Below are 17643 nucleotides of genomic sequence, written 5' to 3' on the forward strand. Positions count from 1 at the left end.
AAGACATCGTGGTTGACTTTGGTACACCTGTGACACAACCAGATGGTTCAATCACTGTAACAGGTAAAGTTCCTGCAGGAGTTGATGGTTCAATTACTGTGACTGTACCAGAAGGTTCATACGAAGACGTAACAGGTAATCCGGGTGTTGAAGGTCAGGACACAACGACTGTAGATACGATTGCGCCTAAAGTTGCTGTAACTGTGACCTCTTCATCTGCAGACCATACTTCAGCAACGGCTACATTTACCTTTACAGAAAAAATCGATCCTGCAACTTTCTCTACGAATGATTTGATTGTTACGGGTGGTAAGGTTGTTGGTGCTATTACCCAAGTCGATGAATTTACATGGACTGTTGAACTTAAAACTGAGCCGGGTGTAACCGTATCTGTTGAAGTAAAAGATGACAGTTATAGCGACGTTGCGGGTAACACAGGTAAGGGTGATCAAGATCAGTTGATTACACTTAAAATTACTGGTGTAACGCCAAATACAGATGCGAATGGCGATGATATTACTGTTATTACAGGTAAGACTGAACCCAATAGCGAAGTGAGTGTGCTCGTTCCGGGTCAAGATACACCATTGATAGTACAATCAGGCCCAGATGGTCTGTGGGAATTAACAGTTCCGGGTATTTTGAAAGATGGTAATGAAGTTTCTGCGACAACCACTTATGAAGATAAAAATGGTGATGTCGTCAGCACTGGTGATGAAGTTGAATTGCCATTCGTTTACATCGATGTAATTGCGGGTGATGATGTCATCAACGAAACTGAACTGGATGATTTAACTGAAACTGTAGACGGTCAAAACTTTATTACAGTGACAGGTACGATCAGTAATCCTGCTGCAGATTTGGTTGTGAACTTTAATGGTACATCTTATCGTGGTTCACAAGTGACTGTGACCCCACAAGGCCAATGGAGCATCCGTGTTCCAGTTGCAGATGTGAAAGAAAGCAACACCGTGACTGCACAAGCAACCACAGATACAGCAACGTCAAATACAGCTGAACGTCAACCTGGTTTAGATAATCAAGCACCTTCTGTGACTGTTGAAATGACAGAACAAGGTTTGATTACCATCAAGTACGAATCTGATGTTAATCCTTCAACGGTTGACATTACAGATTACACAGTGGTTGATCAGTTCGGTAAGAAAGTGACTGTGGAATACACAGTGTCTGAAGATGGCTTAACCGTTACAGGCAAAATCACAAGTCCAGTTGATGGTAAAGTGACTGTACTTGTACCAAAAGACAGTTACCAAGATTTCAATGGTAATAATGGCACCAAAGGTTCAGCAAGTGAATCTGTCGATACAACTTCACCTACAGTAAACGTGACCATTACACCGCAAGGTGAAATTGTGGTGACTTATGAAGATGATGTTGATCCGAAGACTATTGATCCAAAAGACATCGTTGTTAAAGATCCATCGGGCAATGTGATCACTGTTGAGTTTACACCATCTGCTGATGGCTTAACGTACACAGGTGAGGTTCCAGAAGGTATTGACGGTAAGGTAACAGTTTCAGTTCCTACAAATTCATACGAAGATTTAACAGGTAACCCAGGTAAAGCTGGAACAGGCGAAGGAGATGTGGATACAGATCGTCCACAAGTTGAAGTAACGGTGACACCTGAAGGTCAAATCATCGTGACTTATCCTGAAGATACTGATCCAACGACTATTGATCCTCAAGACATTATCGTTAAAGACCCATCAGGTAATGACATCACTGTAACGTTAACACCATCTGATAATGGCTTAACGTATACAGGTAAAGTGCCAGAAGGTATCGACGGTAAAGTGACTGTAGACGTGCCTGAAGGTTCTTATGAAGACCTTATAGGTAACCCAGGTAAAGTCGGTGGCGGTGAGGGTTCTGTAGATACAGACCGTCCGCAAGTTGACGTGACAGTGACTCCTGAAGGTCAAATCATCGTGACTTATCCTGAAGACACTGACCCAGCGACCATTGATCCAAAAGACATCGTTGTTAAAGATCCATCGGGCAATGTGATCACTGTGACTTTGACACCATCTGAAGGTGGCTTGACGTATACAGGTCAAGTGCCAGAAGGTATCGACGGTACAGTCACTGTGGAAGTGCCAGAAGGTTCTTATGAAGACATCACTGGTAACCCAGGTAAACTTGGTGAAGGTGACGGTGATGTAGATACAGATCGTCCACAAGTTGAAGTAACGGTAACGCCTGAAGGTCAAATCATTGTTGAATATCCTACAGATACCGATCCAACGTCGATCACGACAGATAAGATTGTGGTGAAAGACCCTGAAGGTAATGAAATCACTGTGACTTTAACACCGTCAGAAGGTGGCTTAACCTATACAGGTCAAGTGCCAGAAGGTGTGGATGGCACAGTCACTGTTGAAGTTCCTGAAAATTCTTATGAAGACCTTACAGGTAACCCAGGTAAAGCAGGCGAAGGCAAAGGTGATGTCGATACTGACAGTCCACAAGTTGAAGTGACTGTGACACCTGAAGGTCAAATCATCGTAACTTATCCTGAAGACACCGATCCAACCTCAATCACAACAGACAAGATCGTGGTGAAAGACCCTGAAGGTAATGAGATCACTGTGACTTTTACCCCGTCAGAAGGCGGCTTAACCTATACAGGTCAAGTTCCAGAAGGTGTGGATGGTACAGTAACGGTTGAAGTTCCTGAAAATTCATATGAAGACCTTACAGGTAATCCGGGTAAAGCAGGCGAAGGCAAAGGTGATGTCGATACAGACCGTCCACAAGTCGAAGTGACTGTGACGCCTGAAGGTCAAGTCGTCGTAACTTATCCTGAAGATACCGATCCAACATCAATCACAACAGACAAGATTGTGGTGAAAGATCCTGAAGGTAATGAAATCACTGTGACTTTAACACCGTCAGAAGATGGCTTAACGTATACAGGTCAAGTGCCAGAAGGTATCGACGGTACAGTAACGGTTGATGTTCCTCAAAACTCGTATGAAGACCTTACAGGTAATCCGGGTAAAGCAGGCGAAGGCAAAGGCTCAGTTGATACAGATCGTCCACAAGTGGGTGTAGAAATCACTCCGAATGGCGATATTATCCTGACTTATCCTGAAGATACAGATCCAACGACTATTGGTACTAGTACGATTACGGTTGAAGGTCCTAAAGGCCCAATCACAGTTGAATTTGGTACGCCTGAAGTACAAACAGATGGCACCGTTGTTGTGACTGCTAAAGTTCCTGAAGGTGTTGACGGTCAAGTGACTGTTACCGTGCCAGAAGGTTCGTATGAAGACTTGACCGGCAATCCGGGTAAAGTGGGTGAAACTCAAGGCAATGTCGATACTGACCGTCCAAGTGTTGAAATCACCTTAACACCACAAGGTTCTATCGTTATTCAATATGAAGACGATGTCGATCCAACTACGATTGATCCAAAAGACATCGTGATTACAGATGAAAATGGTAATCCGATTAAAGTTGAATTAACGGTATCTCCAGATGGTTTAACCCTGACAGGTCAAATTCCACCAAATGTAGATTCAAAAGTGACCGTGATCGTGCCTGAAGGCAGTTACCAAGATAAAACAGGTAATGAAGGCCAATATGATATCGACAGTAAATTGGTTGATACTGATGTACCTGAAGTGACTGTAACGGTTGATCCACAAGGCAATATCACCGTGACTTATCCTGAAGATACAGATCCGAAAACCATCAAATCAGATGCGATTGTGGTGAAAGATCCTACAGGGAAACAGATCACTGTTGAGTTAACGCCATCACCAGACGGCTTAACCTATACCGCTAAAGTGCCAGAAGGTATCGATGGTAAAGTGACTGTCGATGTACCAGCAGGCTCTTATGAAGATTTGACAGGAAACCCAGGTACACCAAGTACAGGTAAATATCCTGTCGATACCATCGCGCCAACTGTTGAAATCACCTTAACGCCTACAGGCGATATCGTGGTGAAATTTGAAGATGATGTTGATCCGAAATCGATTGACCCTGAAACAATTATTATCACTGATAAAGACGGTAAACCTGTTGAGGTGACGCTAACACCTTCTGAAGATGGTTTGACTTATACGGGTAAAATCCCTTCAGGTGTGGATGAGCAAATTACAGTTGAAGTTCCAACAGGTTCATACACTGACTTGGTGGGTAATCCAGGTGTAACTGATAAAGAAACTGTAGATGTAGATACTATTGCGCCAACAGTGACTGTCGATATTATTGATCAAGAGACTGATAGCAAAGCAACAGCAACTTTCGAATTCAGCGAGAACATTGATCCTGAAAGCTTCAGCTCTGCTGACTTGAAAGTAACAGGTGGTCAAGTTGTGGGTCAGCCAACATTTGATGCAGTGACTGGAAAATGGTCAGTTGAACTCAAAGTTGAACCGGGTCAAACAGTAACTGTTGAAGTCCTTCCTGAAAGTTATACAGATGAAGCAGGCAATAAAGGTTCAGGTGACAGTGATCGTTTAATTACTGTCAATATTGACAGCGTTACACCAAATACTGCGGAAGATGGCACGCACGTGACCGTGATTATAGGTAAAACTGAGCCGGGGCATGATGTGGTTGTGACTTTGCCTGATGGTACAGAATTACCACCAGTAAAAGCAGGTCTAGATGGTACATGGACTACGACGACTGAACTTCCATTAAAAGATGGTGATGACTTATCTGCGTCTACAACAGACCAAGATGGCAACCCAACGCAAGACACCGTATCTTTACCATTGATTTCGATCGATGTGATTGCGGGTGATGATGTCATTAATGAAGAAGAAATGGCTGAATTGACTGATGAAGATGGTAACTTCATTATCACCGGTACAATTTCGAACCCGAATGCGGCTATTACTGTCGATGTTAATGGCACTGAATATACTGTTGATCCTGCGGATATTACGCCTACAGGTCAGTGGACACTGAAAGTTCCTGCAACTGAAATCAAACCTGAAAACTCAATCACTGCAACTGCAAAAACAGATACAGTGACTTCAGAAGATGCAATTCGTAACCCAGGTTTAGACAATGATGCACCAACAGTTCAAATTGACATCACTCCAAAAGGTGAGATCAAAGTAACATTTGCACCAGATGTTGATCCTGCAACGATTGATCCAAAAGACTTCGTGATTACAGGTCTAGACGGCAAACCAGTAGTGATTGATTTCACGCCATCTGAAGATCGTTTGACTTATACCGGTCAAGTGCCTACCGGTGTAGATACCTCGATTACAGTAAAAGTGCCTGAAGCATCTTATTCAGATAAAGCGGGTAACCCAGGTGAAGAAGGTTCTGAAACAGTTACAGTGGATACAGCTCCGCCTGTAGCAGAAGTGACTGTGACACCAGATGGTAAGATCACCATTACATATCCAGATGACACAAATCCTGACACTATTGATACCACAGGTATTATTGTGGAAGGTCCAGATGGTGAAGTGATTCCGGGTGTAACCTTTGAAGAACAACCTGATGGTACATTTACAGCGAAAGTGCCAGAAGGCATTGATGGCGACATCGTCGTGAAAGTGCCTGCGGGTTCTTATGAAGACACTACAGGCAACTCAGGCGAACCTGTAAAACAACCAGCTACGGTAGATACCGAATCTCCAGTTGTTGATGTTCAAATCGATGAAAACGGTAAGATCACACTGACTTATCCAGAAGATACTAATCCTGACACGATTGATACGACAGGTATTGTTGTAGAAGGTCCTAAAGGCCCAATTTCTGATGTGACTTTCGAAAAACAACCAGATGGTACCTACACTGCGAAAGTACCTGAAGGCGTTGATGGCGAGATCGTAGTGAAAGTACCTGCGGGTTCTTATGAAGATACTACGGGTAACTCAGGTGAGCCAGTTGAACAACCGGGTAGGATTGATACCGACACACCAACAGCAGAAGTGACCATTACTCCAGACGGTAAGATCACTGTCACTTATCCGGATGATGTTGATCCATCGACGATTGAAGAAGATAAGATTGTAGTTGAAGGTCCAAATGGTCCAATCGAAGTACCATTTACCCCTGCTGTGAAACAACCAGATGGCTCATATGTGGTGACTGGTGAAGTTCCAGAAGGTACTGATGGCGAGATTGTGGTGAAAGTCCCTGCGGGTTCTTATGAAGACACTACAGGTAACTCAGGTGAGCCAGTTGCTCAACCGGGTACTGTGGATACAGATACACCAACGGCTGAAGTGACGATTACACCTGACGGTAAAATCACTGTGACTTATCCAGATGATGTTGATCCATCGACGATTACTGAAGATAAGATTGTAGTTGAAGGTCCAAATGGTCCAATCGAAGTACCATTTACCCCTGCTGTGAAACAACCAGATGGCTCATATGTGGTGACTGGTAAAGTTCCAGAAGGTACTGATGGCGAGATTGTGGTGAAAGTCCCTGCGGGTTCTTATGAAGACACCACAGGAAACTCAGGCGAGCCTGTTGAAAAACAAGGAACGATTGATACAGAATCTCCAGCGGCTGAAGTGACGATTGAACCAAATGGTGAAATTATTGTTACATATTCACCTGATGCGGATAAAACAACCATCGACCCAACTGACATTGTGGTGAAAGATAGCAATGGTAATACCATTGTGGTTGATTTTGTTCCATCAAATGATGGCTTGACTTACACAGGTAAAGTGCCAACCGCGATTGATGAAAATATCACGGTGACTGTGCCTGAAAATAGCTTCAAAGACACCACTGGTAATGACAATACGACTTCGGTAAAAACTGACCCTGTCGATACGATTGCACCAAAAGTTGAGGTCGTGATCACGCCTGAAGGTCAAATCACACTGAAATATGAAGATGATGTTGTTCCATCGACGATTGATACCTCAAAAATTGTAATTGTTGATGGTAATGGTCAATCTATACCTGTGACATTTACACCGAGCGAAAACGGCTTGACTCTCGTTGGTCAAGTTCCGGATGGTATTGATAGTAATGTTACTGTGACTGTACCAAGTGGTTCGTATGAAGATGAAGTGGGGAATAAAGGCGGTAAAGGTAGCACTACACAACCTGTAGATACTCAGTCTCCTGAAGTAGAAATCAGCATTACACCAGACGGCAAAATCACCATTACTTATCCAGATGATGTCGATCCATCGACGATTGAAGAAGATAAGATCGTAGTAGAAGGTCCAAATGGCCCGATTGAAGTACCATTTACACCTGCTGTGAAACAGCCAGATGGTTCATATGTGGTGACTGGTGAAGTGCCTCCAGGTGTTGATGGTGACGTTACAGTGACTGTGCCTACAGATAGCTATGAAGATACTTCAGGCAATCCGGGTGAAGATGTAGATACAACTGTGCCAGTGGATACTATTCCACCAACAGCAGAAGTGACCATTACACCAGACGGTAAGATCACTGTGATTTATCCAGATGATGTTGACCCATCGACGATTGAAGAAGATAAGATCGTGGTAGAAGGTCCAAATGGCCCAATCGAAGTGCCATTTACACCTGCTGTGAAACAACCAGATGGCTCATATGTGGTGACTGGTGAAGTTCCTCCGGGTGTTGATGGTGACATTACAGTAACTGTCCCAACAGGTAGCTATGAAGATGTATCGGGTAATCCAGGTGAACCTGAAACAGCGAATGGTAACGTTGATACCGATGTACCGACTGCAACGGTGACCATTTCTCCTAACGGTAACATCGTTATTCAATACCCTGACGATACCAACCCAGACTCGATTGATACATCGACGATCACCATTACAGATAAAGATGGCGATCCAGTTGTGGTTGAATTAACACCATCGACAGATGGCAAGACCTTTACAGGTAAAGTACCGAACGGAAATGATACTGATATTACGGTTAGCATTCCGACTGGTAGTTATACCGATGAAACGGGAAATCCGGGCGCTCAGGTTGATGTCACTGAACCAGTAGATACCATTGCACCTAATGTTGATATCGATATCACACCAAATGGTCAGATTACTTTAACATTTGAAGATGATACGGATCCAAGTACCATCCAAACTGGAAAAATCACAGTAACTGACAAGTCTGGTAATCCTATCGTTGTTGAATTTGTCCCAAGTCAAGATGATCCACTTGTATTGGTAGGTCGTGTTCCTGAAGGTACTGAAACTGGTATCGTGGTGACAGTTCCAGCGGGTAGTTATCAAGATGATGTAGGTAACAAAGGTACTTTAGATCAAGATTCTGCTGATGTAGATGCTGTTCCTCCAGTCGCTGAAGTAACAATTACACCAGACGGTAAGATCACAGTGACTTATCCAGATGATGTGAACCCTGACACGATTGAAGAAGGTAAAATTGTTGTTGAAGGTCCAAATGGTCCAATCGAAGTACCATTTACGCCGCCAGTGGAACAACCTGATGGTTCTTATATCGTGACTGGTGAAGTTCCTCCGGGTGTTGATGGTGACATTACAGTGACTGTCCCAACAGATGGCTATGAAGATAAATCAGGCAATCCGGGTGATGACGTTACAACTACAGAAACACCTGTCGATACTATTTCACCAAAAGCTGAAGTGACGATTACACCTGACGGTAAAATCACTGTGACTTATCCAGATGATGTCGATCCATCGACAATTACAGAAGATAAAATCATTGTTGAAGGTCCAAATGGTCCAATCGAAGTACCATTTACGCCGCCAGTGGAACAACCAGATGGCTCATATGTGGTGACTGGTGAAGTACCTCCGGGTGTTGATGGTGACATTACAGTAACTGTCCCAACAGATAGCTATGAAGATGAATCAGGTAATCCGGGTGAGGAAGTAGATAAAACTGTCCCAGTGGACAATATCGCTCCTGAAGTTGAGACAACCCAAGTGGTTACGATAGAAGATCAAAGTGTGACATTAACATGGGCGCATTTTGGTATTTCAGATGCAAATACAGCAAATGATCAGCTTGTTATTACGGTAACAAATCTGCCAAAAGACGGTGTATTGATAATCGTAGATGCTGCTGGGAATAAAACACCAATCATCGCGGGTCAAACACTATCTTATGCTGATATTAATGCCGGAAAAGTTGTATTTGCACCAGATGCTAACGAAGCTTCAGTAACTGACGGTGGAGTCTATGCAGGTCTAGAATTTAACGTTTCTGATGGCAAACATGTGACGTCAGGCGAGCTAGAAATTGTTGTCGATGCAGTGGCAGATAAGCCATCCTTAACTCTAGATTTATTAGATTGGAATCCAACAGTGATTAACCTTAATAAAACAACATGGAGTAATTTAGGAACTGTAAATGGCAATAATCTGACTGCCAATGGTGGATCAGGTGCTTCTAAAGATGCACTTAAGAAAGCTTTTGAATATTTATTATCTGATGCTGGGCAGACTGCATATAAAAACCAGATCGTATCAACAGGTAATACGAATTCTCTGGTTTCAGAAGGCAATATAACGGCTAAAACTGGTGTGGCAATTACAGGCTACGTATTCTTAGAAGCCGGCACTGTTTATAAATATACTGGTAAGGCTGATGATAGTGGTATGTTAATCATTGGTAATGAAGATCCTAAGCATGTGAGCTGGAAAGGTATTACATCTGTAGATAGTACATTTACTGTAGCAGAAACAGGATTCTACACATTTGATTTCTACATGCACAATGCAGAGGGTGATGGCAATTATAACTTCAAAGTGGTAGAAGAATCAGGCAAAGAGCTTGCTTATTACCCTGATCTAAAATCTGCTATTGCTGGACTTAATGACTTTTATAGTGCTACGCAACCTTCAGTTGAATGGACTGTTTCTGATTTACTTCAAAAAGATGCTACTGATAAAGACCAATATGGCTTCCATCGCCCTTACTTTAATTTAAGTGGTGAAGTGGGAGAGGATATTTCTCTTGGATTACTTAATACGAAATTGAATGACCAAGATGGTTCTGAAAACTTAACACTGAATTTCTCAGGCTTGGTTGAAGGAATGCAAATTTACGCTGTTACTGTAGATGGAACTCGAGTATTACTCGGAACTGCAGATACAAATGGTAATTTAAGTTTTGTCGCTGAAGGCATGAGTATCGAAGGTTCGAGCTTAGTGGCGATTGCACCACCAAGTTTGGTTGTTACAGGTAATTCTTTACAGTTGAATGTGAAGCTTGAATCTGTTGCAACTGAAAAATCGAATGGTTCAACTGCAAGTTCAGAACTAGAGTTCGGTGTAATTTTATATCCTGCTTCTGTAACAAACGTCGCACCTGAAATTGAAATTGAACCAGAAGTAGTCACTGTTGGTGCAGCTGTTTCCGGTCAAAAAATTGCTACATATGCTGCATCGGATGCAGATAATGATAGTCTGACCGTGACATTTGCGAATGGATCTACAGTGAGTGCCGATGGTTTCTATCAATTGTCAGTGGTTGATCAATCTGTAATCTTAACTCAGAAAGGTGCGGATCAGTTAAATTCAGGTGCTGCATTGCCTTCGATAAGTCTTCAAGTTACTGATGGTAAAATTACAACTCCTGTAACTGGCAATGCTGAACTCATTGAGTTAAAAGCAACATTAACAAGTGAAATTTCGGTATCAACGTCAACATCAGGTGGAACTGGTGGTGGTTCATCTAGTTCAGTGATTAAAGTTCCAAACCTAGGTACAATTTATAAAGATGCTGAAGGTAATTATGTTTCTGATGATCTTGTTGCGGGTGCGAAAATTGTAGATATTGCTGCAGAGATGCAAGCTATTATCAATGATCCACAGTATGGTAATGATTTCAATAAAATTAACGATGCGCTAAGAATCTTTACTAATTTGAAAAGTGAAATTAACGTTTCTGAAATTATTATTATCAATTGGGAGAAAATTAACAAAGTTCTGACTCAGAATGAGCTTGGGCTTAATTTCTCAAATAGTTTCCCTAAAGACTTTGGAGGTCAAAAAGGTACTCCGAGTGATTGGATTGTATTTGATGAACCGTATTCAGGTGCAAAATATCCAGTTAATTCAATGGTCTTGAATAACTCTGATACGACCAACTATATTGATGGTTTTAACTTGAGCATTACAGGTGTCCAAAATGTAAATAGCTTCCAAATTAATATGTTGGAAGGTGTGCTATTTGCGGATGGAACTCAAATTGCTAAGACAGGTGAGAAAAATCAAAATGGACAGGATCAACTTGGTGTAATAGCTCCGGAAGCAGGCGTTCCAGAGAAAGTTTTACAATTTACTTTACATGCAGAAGTTCTAAATGATGCAGAGGCAAATGTGAATGTAAATGGTGTGAAATTTAAATCTGCTGCTCTTGATGCTTTAGTTGATGCCAAAGTTTCGGTAAATGGTATATCAGTAAGCAAAGATTCAGATGGGTATTATACTTATCAAGGCACTTCAAGTAGTCAAGTTGAAGATTTTGTAGTGAAAGTTACAGTCCCTGAAACCTCAATTCAAGATGTAAATGTACTTACAACCCAGCTCGAAACAGAGTTAGGAAACAGTAACAATGTGCTTCCTATTCAGGAAACAGTGACTGCGACAGCATCGTTTGCGATGTTCTCATTAGAAAGTGAAAGTTTACTTATTGGTGATGATATTGTTTTCGACCTTCTCGCAGACGACAATTTGGGCGGTAATACATTAACAACAGTAAATGATTTTTCTATTGCTGACCAAATCGATATATCTTCATTACTTTCTGACGATGCAACTGAAGCGAATCTCGCAGAGTTTGTAACAGTAGCATATGACGAAGAAACTGATTCAGCTGTGATTTCAATTGACCGTGATGGCACATCAGGTACGGAATATGAATCACAAGATCTTGTAGTCTTGCTCAATCAAACGAGCAAAGTCGAACTAGATGACCTAATCAACAATAATCAAATTATTTACTAATAATTTGATGAACTAAAAAAGCACCTTCGGGTGCTTTTTTTTGCTTCCCAAAAAGTGAATGCAGATTGAAGACTTGGTTTTAATCAACAACTCATCGGAATTAAAACAAATACGCTATATCTACACTTGTATATTGAATAAGCTTTCTTTGCGCTTAAAAAGCGACACTTATCTGATGACGTAGCTCAAAAGGTATGCATAAAAACAAATTAATGGACAATAAAAATGAAAAAGAATTTCTGGATCAGGACACTTCTTTGTATGACGGTTGCGGTGTCGCCACTTACTTTCGCAGCGACAACCACTGCACCCGTTCCACCCAATAGCCAGCAAGTCTTTTTTGTCGGCAATAACTGGGATGGTACGGTTACAGTCATCAATCCTGCAAAAAACTATCAGAAAGTTGGTGTCATCAATATGGTGCCCGACAAAAAAGAACGGCTCACTGAAATTTACCTTAACCCAGTAAAATTGATCGCCTATAGCTATATTCGTAATACAGCAGGAGAGGGAAATGATCAATTGGTCGATGACATGTATTCCACACCAGATGGCAAATCGGTGGTTGCATCACGCCCAAGCTATGCAGATGTTGTCTCCATTAATATTGCTACAGGAAAAATTAATTGGCGCACACCCGTTGAGGGATTTCGAGCAGACCATATGGCAGTATCCCCTGATGGGCAACAGGTTGCAGTATCAGCGTCTTCAGGAAATGTCGTACATATACTCGATATCAACACAGGCAAGGAACTCGGGCGCTTTGCCACAGGAGATAAGCCACATGAAAATATTTACTTTGATGGTGGCACAAAAATTCTTAACTCAGCCATAGGTAATGTCGAAACCTCAATGGATGCAGCGTGGCAGGATTTCACTAAAGGCAAACGCTATATAACCATTGCCGATGCTAATAATTTTAAAGTCTTGAAGAAAATTGATTTTCGTCCTGCATTGGATGCCTTTGGTCGTAAAGACCTATCAAACGCTGTGCGTCCAATTGTGTTTAGCAAAGATGAATCCAAAATCTATGCGCAAGTCTCATTTTTTAATGGCTTGGTCGAATATGATCTCAATCAAGGCAAAGTCACACGCATTGCACAGCTTCCAGGAAGTACAACTATTCCCTCTGATCGCACGAAATGGGTAAATGACTCACGCCATCATGGGCTTTCGATCAGTGGAGATGGTGAAAAACTATGTGTTGCAGGAACGATGGATGATTATGCCACCATCGTCGATCGTAAAACTTTGACCGTGGCGAAATTGATTGTTGCAGGCAAACCGTATTGGGCAACGCAAAGTCCAGATGGTAAGCGTTGTGTCATTTCTGAAAGTGCCACAGATGCAGTAACAGTGATCGATTTCGCGACAGGTGAAAAAGTCATCACTGTGCCTGTTGGCAATCACCCACAGCGCGTTCGTTTAGGTTATGCACCAGCAGGATGGGGCAGTCAGTAAAACAGTTTAATTCAAATGAAAATGGAAAATTCAGAGTCAAATCGGCTCTGAATTTTTAATTGAAGAACATTTAGAGATTGAATCATGTATAAGAAATGGATTGTTATCGGGTTAGTGGTTGGCTTGATTTTATTGTTGATGATTCAGTTATTAAAACCAAAGCAGCAGGAGGTTCATGAACAGCTACCGTTAGATCAACAAAAAGTGTCTGAAACACGTTCAGAGCGAACTATAGAAAATGTATTGCAGCATTCAAGTTTTAATTCCAAACAATCAATACTCGACAGTGAAACGCACTCTGAGCTATTACAGCAACGTGAACAGGTATATCAACAATTTCAGCAAATAAATACGCTGATGAGTCAGGGACAGCAGCCGAATCAAAATCAAGTACTCGCTCTACTCGAGCAACAATATAACTTGGTTAAAAAAGGCGTTGTGAAATTGGATGAAGCCATTTCATCAATTCAATATTTACGACAAATACTTCCTGAAATGGACAGAGCTTTGGAGAGACAGTTAGCTAAACTGGAACAACTCAAAAAATGAATTAACTTGAATAAATAAACTTTTAAACTAACCAAACTTAAATGAAATAATTATGGTGAAGAACAAAAGTAGAGGGGCACGGAAATAGAATAGTAAATTAAAAAAAAGTTTTTTTAAATCAAATGCTTGTAATTTAAATAAGGATTTGGAAAATAAACACTCCGAAGATGCCGCTGCAAATGTCGTGACCCTGAACCCGATGAGTTCAAGGTGGACGCGACGTACACTCGCTGGGTTTCCCACTCGAGGAGGGCATACGCTCAGAATATACAGAACACATCCATAAGTTTAAGTATCGGCAGGGGATTAGACCTAGCTGGCGAACACCTCAGAGATGTGCTCAGTATAACGAATTCAGCGTTATTGGCAAATCACCAAACACTGACAAAGTGTTTAAAATGAAGCAATCGGGCAAAGTATAATCACTAAACCACCGATTAATCAGTCAATTCTTCAACTTGTTCCAAAATATTTTGCAACAAAAGTTCGCAGTTTGCATATTCTTGCAAACTCTTATTCATTGACAGGACTTCTTGCATTAATTCAAGTGCGACCATAATGATCAGCTTACTCGGTTCCATACGTGGTGCTTTACGACGAAATTCATCGTATTTGTCATTCAGTAATTGTGCTGCGCGTTCTAAATCGGCTTGTTGGTCAGAAGTCGTTGCTAAACGGAAACTATGACCTAGAACTTTTAAATCAACTGCAATTTGTTCACTCATGATCAAACTTCCTCATTACTTTCAGTCGGATGTGCCAATTGTTGAATTTCTTGCGCATGTTGATCTTGAGCTGTACCTAAAATAGCTAAACGTTGAATAATCGCTTCAACTTTTGCTTTGGCATGTTCATTTTTTTGTAATAAACGTTCACGTTCTTGCTGCAAACCTTGAATTTCTTGTTGAGCATGACGCTGTTCATTTTGCATCTTTTCTTTAACGATACGTAGCTCATTACGTTCTGCCAAAATTTCTTGAAAACGATTTTTTAGATCAGTACAGCTTTTTTCAAGACGGCTATATCGGTCAGCCAAAGCAGTTGCATCAGTATTCAGCTGTTGAAGTTGAGCACGTGAATCAGTTAATTGCTCATTCAGCGTATCAATTTCTTCTTGTTTGGAGGTGATAATACCGTTCTTATGTACAATTTGAGCGTGATGGTGCTCATCAGACGAGTTTTTCTCATCTTGTAGGGCATTATTTTCGCTTTCAAATTGCGCCAGTCGCTTTTTTAAAACGCTAATATGCGCTTGGAGACGCTGTAATTCTTCTAACATAACGTAGTCGCACAGTCTTGCAAACAAAGGTAATATATACGAAGTATAGAGATTGGATAAGCGAATGCAAGACGATATTTCAGGTTGGTCAGATTGGTCCCAGAATTTTTCTAAAATTGAAGAAATTTCAAGCCCAAGTGAGTTACACGGTCTACTCACTGGTATAGTTTGTGTGTCACAACCGCCGAGTCGTGAAGAGTGGCAACAAATTTTAGCAACGCTTGATGTAGCTGAATTAGACGAAGATGCGGTGGCATTGTTGACTGGAGAAGCAGAAGATGTAGCTCATTCACTTTCAGATGATGAACTCGACTATCTTCCTTTATTACCAGATGATGATCACTTGCTAGGTGAGCGTGTGCAAGCCTTGGCAGATTGGTGTGCAGGTGTTGTTCTTGGTTTTGGTTTGGCGGCAGGTCATCTGCGCACCAATGAACAAGAATTGATTGAGCATTTACAGGATGTCGCTTCAGTAGAATTTGAAGATTCAGATGATGATGAAGAAGGTGAAGAAAGCTATCAGGAATTATACGAATTTGTTCGTTTAATCCCAGTGAGCCTGTCTATGGGACGTACCAAAGTTGATGTTTCAGAAACACCGTTGCTACAACTGAGCGCTAAAAATTCATCGGCTCAAGTGGGGAATGTGGTTGAAATGTTCACCCCACATCGTCCAAGCTAAGGCATTAATTTTGCTTATATCTATGTGAGGTATTACGTGTTTTTATACATGCCTCACATAGATTGAGAGATTCATATTCAATTGAATCAAAATTTAAACAATATCAGCCAGCAGGTATAAGAAGTATTTAAATGAAGAAATTAACTCAAGCGGATTTTCAAGAACGTCGAGACATCCTTGCGGGTGAAATGGGACTACGTAGTATTGCAATTATTGCCACGAGCAAAGAAGCCATGCGTAATCGCGACGCAGATTATAAATTTCGAGCTGATAGTAGTTTCTTTTATTTAACAGGTTTTGCTGAACCTGAAGCGGTTGCAGTGATTGAAACCTTTGATAGTGAAGAAGAAGGTTATAGCTATAGTTTGTTCTGCCGTGAACGTGACCGTGAAATGGAAATTTGGAATGGCTACCGTGCGGGTGTAGATGGGGCTGTAGAAGATTATGAAGCTGATGAGGCTTATGCCATTGATTTATTAGACGAAGAAATTTTAGAAAAATTACAAAATAAAGATAAATTATTCTACCGTATTGGGCAGCAACCCGATTTTGATGCTCGTGTGGCGCAGTGGATTTCGGCTGCAAGTGGTGAATCACGTAAGGGTGCAAGTGCGCCTGCTCAAGTCATTCAACTAGATCGCATCATTGATGAAATGCGTCTGCACAAATCTGATGATGAACTTGAATTGATGCAAATTGCTTCGGATATTTCAGCAGAAGCGCATACTCGTGCCATGCAAACGGTTAAACCGGGCATGATGGAATATGCACTAGAAGCAGAACTGAATTATGTCTTTGGTAAAAATGGCTGTGTGCCTTCCTATAACAGCATTGTCGGCGGCGGTGAAAATGGCTGTATTTTGCACTATGTGGAAAATGACAAAGAACTCAAAGATGGTGATTTGGTACTGATTGATGCAGCATGTGAATATCAGCTGTATGCCTCAGACATTACCCGTACTTTCCCAGTCAACGGTAAATTCAGCCCTGAACAAAAAGCACTTTATAATATCGTACTCGATGCGCAAATTGCGGCGATTGATGCGGTGCGTATCGGCAACTCTTATAAAGAACCACATAACGTTGCAGTGCGTATTTTAGTTCAAGGTTTATTGGATCTTGGCATTATGCAAGGAGATATTGACGAAATCATTGAAAAAGAAGCTTACCGTCAGTTTTATATGCATGGTACGGGTCATTGGCTTGGTATGGATGTGCATGACGTCGGTTCATACAAACAAGAGGGTGAATGGCGTGCCTATGAGGAAGGTATGGTTGTGACTGTTGAGCCTGGTCTTTATATTGCGCCTGATGATGAAAGCGTTGATGCGAAATGGCGTGGTATCGGTATTCGTATTGAAGATGATGTGGCTGTAACTAAAGCAGGTCCACGTGTTTTAACAGCTGCAGTGGTCAAGTCGGTGGAAGACATTGAAGCGCTGATGGCGAAAGCGAAAGCCGCTTAAGTTAATATAGTAATTAAAAAAGCCGGTCAGATGATCGGCTTTTTTTATCTACAAGCAGTCTTATAAATACTAGTTATATAGACAAGTGTAATTAACAATGGAGTTGATTTTATGATGTTAATTTTTTACAAAAATTAGATATAAGTCTTTTTAAATTAATCGTATAAATTAAGCCTCTTTCATAAATCAAAAAACGAACAGTCTCTTGCTGATTATTTGTACCGAAGAATTTTAAATATTCATGCATAATCTGCGGATGAAATATATCGATTCAAAGAAGCTTTCTGAAACACA

7 protein-coding genes and 1 other RNA gene are annotated in these 17643 nt (G+C 41.3%); 5 read left to right on the plus strand and 3 right to left on the minus strand.

What is annotated here, in order from left to right; all coding sequences use genetic code 11:
• The first annotated feature begins 29 nt into the window (after window positions 1-29).
• The 3 genes from FTU02_RS15780 to FTU02_RS15790 all read left to right on the plus strand — a co-directional run bounded on the left by FTU02_RS15780 (window position 30) and on the right by FTU02_RS15790 (window position 13922).
• Window positions 30-11912 carry an Ig-like domain-containing protein gene (locus tag FTU02_RS15780; RefSeq protein WP_218956202.1) on the plus strand — a complete coding sequence of 3961 codons (11883 nt, stop codon included), beginning with the start codon at window positions 30-32 and terminating at the stop codon, window positions 11910-11912.
• Window positions 11913-12173: 261 nt separating this feature from the next.
• Window positions 12174-13373, plus strand: a complete 1200-nt coding sequence (locus FTU02_RS15785) for a YncE family protein (protein ID WP_257232798.1) — start codon at window positions 12174-12176, stop codon at window positions 13371-13373.
• Between the two features lie 84 nt (window positions 13374-13457).
• Window positions 13458-13922 carry a hypothetical protein gene (locus FTU02_RS15790; protein WP_180157951.1) on the plus strand — a complete coding sequence of 155 codons (465 nt, stop codon included), beginning with the start codon at window positions 13458-13460 and terminating at the stop codon, window positions 13920-13922.
• A 155-nt stretch (window positions 13923-14077) separates the two neighbouring features.
• Here FTU02_RS15790 and ssrS read toward each other — a convergent pair.
• The 3 genes from ssrS to FTU02_RS15805 all read right to left on the minus strand — a co-directional run bounded on the left by ssrS (window position 14078) and on the right by FTU02_RS15805 (window position 15201).
• A non-coding RNA gene (gene ssrS, locus FTU02_RS15795) (6S RNA) lies at window positions 14078-14260 on the minus strand.
• A 99-nt stretch (window positions 14261-14359) separates the two neighbouring features.
• On the minus strand, window positions 14360-14647 hold the full coding sequence (locus tag FTU02_RS15800) for a cell division protein ZapA (RefSeq protein ID WP_168378082.1): 288 nt from the start codon (window positions 14645-14647) through the stop codon (window positions 14360-14362).
• Between the two features lie 2 nt (window positions 14648-14649).
• Window positions 14650-15201: a hypothetical protein gene (locus FTU02_RS15805; protein WP_078192940.1), complete on the minus strand. Its 552-nt coding sequence runs from the start codon at window positions 15199-15201 to the stop codon at window positions 14650-14652.
• A gap of 64 nt (window positions 15202-15265) precedes the next feature.
• On the opposite strand from FTU02_RS15805, the gene FTU02_RS15810 reads away from it, so the two are divergent.
• Together FTU02_RS15810 and pepP are read left to right on the plus strand one after the other, a co-directional pair.
• Window positions 15266-15883: a UPF0149 family protein gene (locus tag FTU02_RS15810; protein WP_180157953.1), complete on the plus strand. Its 618-nt coding sequence runs from the start codon at window positions 15266-15268 to the stop codon at window positions 15881-15883.
• 131 nt (window positions 15884-16014) lie between these two features.
• Window positions 16015-17349, plus strand: a complete 1335-nt coding sequence (pepP, locus tag FTU02_RS15815; RefSeq protein WP_180157955.1) for a Xaa-Pro aminopeptidase — start codon at window positions 16015-16017, stop codon at window positions 17347-17349.
• The last annotated feature ends 294 nt before the right edge of the window (window positions 17350-17643 follow it).

This window comes from Acinetobacter sp. YH12045, from assembly GCF_013419925.1.
GTDB classification, from domain to species: Bacteria; Pseudomonadota; Gammaproteobacteria; order Pseudomonadales; family Moraxellaceae; genus Acinetobacter; species Acinetobacter amyesii.

What these genes read in the sequence shown, in the direction of transcription:
- FTU02_RS15800 (WP_168378082.1), bottom strand. Translation starts at nt 14,647, where the DNA reads ATGAGTGAACAAATTGCAGTTGATTTAAAAGTTCTAGGTCATAGTTTC.
- FTU02_RS15790 (WP_180157951.1), top strand. Translation starts at nt 13,458, where the DNA reads ATGTATAAGAAATGGATTGTTATCGGGTTAGTGGTTGGCTTGATTTTA.
- FTU02_RS15810 (WP_180157953.1), top strand. Translation starts at nt 15,266, where the DNA reads ATGCAAGACGATATTTCAGGTTGGTCAGATTGGTCCCAGAATTTTTCT.
- FTU02_RS15805 (WP_078192940.1), bottom strand. Translation starts at nt 15,201, where the DNA reads ATGTTAGAAGAATTACAGCGTCTCCAAGCGCATATTAGCGTTTTAAAA.
- FTU02_RS15785 (WP_257232798.1), top strand. Translation starts at nt 12,174, where the DNA reads ATGACGGTTGCGGTGTCGCCACTTACTTTCGCAGCGACAACCACTGCA.
- pepP (WP_180157955.1), top strand. Translation starts at nt 16,015, where the DNA reads ATGAAGAAATTAACTCAAGCGGATTTTCAAGAACGTCGAGACATCCTT.